Genomic DNA, 3123 nt, shown 5'->3' on the forward strand with positions numbered 1-3123 from the left:
GCAACCCGCAGCGCTACGGCGGCCTCGCCGTCCTCTCGGGTTCGCTCCCCGGCACGACCGAGGAGATCGGTTCGAGCGCCATCGCCGGCTCGCTCGAGGAAACGCCGATCCTCGTCGGCTACGGCGAAGACGACCCGCATGTGGGCCCCGAGCACGTCGCTGAGACGGTCCGGCTGTTCGAGCGGGCGGACGCCGCGGTCGACGAGCGGTGCTATCCCGAGACTGGCCACGAAGTCACCGACGACGAGTTCGACGCGATCGGTGCGATGCTCGAGGAAACGCTCTAGCTCGGCGCGGCAACCGCTATCGGGCGAAAAACAAAGAACCGAACCGGCCGCGTCAGACCGTCGCTTCCGGGTCGTCAGCGTCCGCTTCGTCGACGGTATCGAGGCTCTCGAGGGCCTGGATCACGTCGTTGCGATAGTTGACGACGGGGGAGTCGTATCGTTCGCGGGCCATCTCGGCGTACTCGTTCGTCGGCGCGGTCGAGCCGCTTTCCGGCGCTTCCTGCTCGGCTTCCCACTCCTCGAAGGCGTCGATGCGATCGAGGGTGAGTTCGGCGGCTTCGACGACCCAGCGGTCGCGGGTCGCGTCGTCGACGATCGAGATGGACTCGGGCCGCAGGGAGACGTTGACGGTGCCGTCGTCGGTCTCGTAGGTGCGGGGTTTGCCGACGATGGAGACGTAGGCCGGCGGCTCCGTGTCCCGCAGGACCGAGGCGGCCTCGGGCTGGTACTGCCCGGCGTAGACGAAGAACGTCCCCGTCGGGTCGACGACCCGGCCGCGCCAGTACTCGCTCTCGTCGCCGACGTCCTCGGTCTCGGTGAGGGTGCCGACCACGAACACGCGGTTGGCGCGGTCGCCCGTCGGGAGCAGCGCGTAGTTGGGTGCGCGCTCGTCGTCGCTCTCTTTGAAGGTGTACGTCGAGTCGTTGAATTCGGAGGCGAAGACGCGGCGGGCGACTTCGCGAGTGAGTTCTGACTGGCTCATATTACATCGACCTCGCTTTGATCAGCAGTTCCTCTGCATCCACCGGCCCGTCGAGTTCCTCGACGTCGTCGGCCAGGACGTAGCGGCCGAACGTCGGCCCCTCGATGCGGTAGTAGGTGCCGACGATATCGTCCCTGATCTCGTCGGCGACGACGGTCGTGTCGAGCGCGTCCATCGCCATGTCCTTGGCCTCCTCGAGGCTCAGCCCCGTCAGGTCCTCGGTGGCGTCCTTGTCGAAGATGACCTCGTGGGCGTCGATGCCGTCGTCGACGACGGCCTTGATGCGGAGGTCGAACTCGCCTTCGCCCTCGCCGTGTTCGTTACAGCGGCCGTTCTGGAGGACGCGCGTGCAGTCCTCCTCCGGGCAGCGCTTGATGAGGCCGCTGCCGCTTTGCATGTCGACCAGTGCGCCCTCGATCTCGCTGGTGTCGTTGCCGACCTCGAGGTCGTCGTCGAGCTCCTCGATCACCGTCGTCGAGTTGAGTTTGACCGAGTACCGACCCTGGTACTCGTCGGTGACGACGTTGCGAAGCTCGTAGACGCCGCCCTCCTCGAGCGCCGGGAGGTCGGACTTGGCCCACTTGGTGAACTTGATCGTCCCCGTCGGATCGCCGAGCAGGCCGACCTGTGCGACCGAGTCGCTGCGGGGATCCCAGAGTTCGATGACCTTGGCCGTCAGGTCGATCCACTCCTCGGGTTCGTCGACGTCCTCGACGTTGGCCTCCTCGCTGTCGCCGCTCGAGATATCCTCGCGCTCGAGGCCGGCCTCCTCGAGGTAGTGGTTGGTGACGCTCCGGCGCGCCTCGTCGATCGGAACTTTGTATTCGTCGACGAGCGTGGTCAGGCGCTCTTCGACGTCCTCGACGCTCACGTCGTCGAGGTGGTCCGAAAACTGCTCGTGTATGTCGTCCGCGTGTTGTCGTACGTCGCTCATTGTTTCTCGCCTCCTCTTTGGTTTCACTGGGAGGCATACGTCCGTTCGCGCCCGATAGTATTTAAAGTACCGCCACCGAAGCGGAAGTGAATATCGGCGAAAGAAACCGCAAGCGGGCGTCGATAGTTGTTGTGATGGTAAGTATAATTTCGTATATATCAACCCAATTTTCCCAGGCTTATAGAAGCGCCTCTTATTATACTTTTTAGCTATAAATATGGGATAAGGCTGTGAAAAATGCTGTTAGAAGCAGTATCACCGAGATAATGTAGTTGGTCTTGAGATACATGTATATACTTAGCAATAAGAATACTGTGATTGACGCTACGAGTCCAAGGTCTCTGTTGTCTCTGTAAAAAAACAGGTACAAACTGAGAACCGAGATCAAAAGCGTGATTGGGAGGATAATCCCTACATTTATCGTTGGCATCAGCCCATATAATACCATATATTAGAGAAATTAACGGCCGAAATTTAAGTATCTTTTGACAGAGGTGGATGAGCTGCTTCTAATAAAGTGATTAGAACTATAGCTCATATCCGAGTAAAACAAAGATGGTTCCCAAGTATATCATAGACGACTAACGCCGCTCTTGAGCAATTGGAGGGAAAATCTAGCGAATATCTTGCTACGTCCCCGGCCAGTTACGATGTCCCCCTCCGCAAACCCGGACCTTGAGGACGCTTTAAGCGAGGTCAGGGCTAATTTCTAAACGAATATCTCAATCTCCCATATTCTGTAGGGTCAAAACTGGACTTTGAGGACAACAGAGTTTGCTAAGTACAACTGAGATAGTGACTGCGAACCTATCAAGTAGTGTGAGGTGTAGTTCATTATCATTCGTGACGTATAATACGTGATCAGCGCCGATGCAAGTACAAGAAACTCGAGAAGTCGCGTGTCCACAGTGCGGAGAGCACAGTACCATTCCAGTCCCGGAAGGTGACGTGGAACTGAAAATCAGCCCGTACGTCGCTGCGTTCGGTGATCACACGGAACTCGAGTGTTCGAATGAACACACCTTCTGGGTCTACTACTGCTGAGCAGACTCCTTCTTTCCCGGCCACGCAGTTCTACGACACACCCACTCTTGCTACTGCTCGCCGACCGCGAGCGCGGCCTCGAGCGCGTCGCCGATCGCTTCGGTACCCGCGTCGTCGACGGCGACCAGCGGCGGGCGGACCTCGTCGGACGGGAT

At 59.0% G+C, this 3123-nt stretch carries 4 protein-coding genes; 2 read left to right on the forward strand and 2 right to left on the reverse strand.

Going from position 1 to position 3123, the window contains the following annotated elements; all coding sequences use genetic code 11:
* Positions 1-287 (forward strand): alpha/beta hydrolase (locus PGX04_RS08570; protein WP_377042381.1); only part of this gene is annotated, 287 nt, incomplete at its 5' end.
* Between the two features lie 52 nt (positions 288-339).
* Here the strand turns inward: PGX04_RS08570 and PGX04_RS08575 are convergent.
* Together PGX04_RS08575 and PGX04_RS08580 are read right to left on the reverse strand one after the other, a co-directional pair.
* Positions 340-990: an RPA family protein gene (locus PGX04_RS08575; RefSeq protein WP_273738121.1), complete on the reverse strand. Its 651-nt coding sequence runs from the start codon at positions 988-990 to the stop codon at positions 340-342.
* A 1-nt stretch (position 991) separates the two neighbouring features.
* Entirely contained in the window at positions 992-1924 is a 933-nt protein-coding gene (locus tag PGX04_RS08580) for a replication factor A (protein ID WP_098724623.1), read from the reverse strand.
* Positions 1925-2794: 870 nt separating this feature from the next.
* Between PGX04_RS08580 and PGX04_RS08585 the strand changes: the two genes are divergently transcribed.
* Positions 2795-2968 (forward strand): hypothetical protein, encoded by a 174-nt coding sequence (locus PGX04_RS08585; RefSeq protein ID WP_273738122.1) that lies wholly within the window; start codon positions 2795-2797, stop codon positions 2966-2968.
* Positions 2969-3123: the final 155 nt, after the last annotated feature.

The sequence above is a fragment of the Natrinema soli genome, assembly GCF_028618695.1.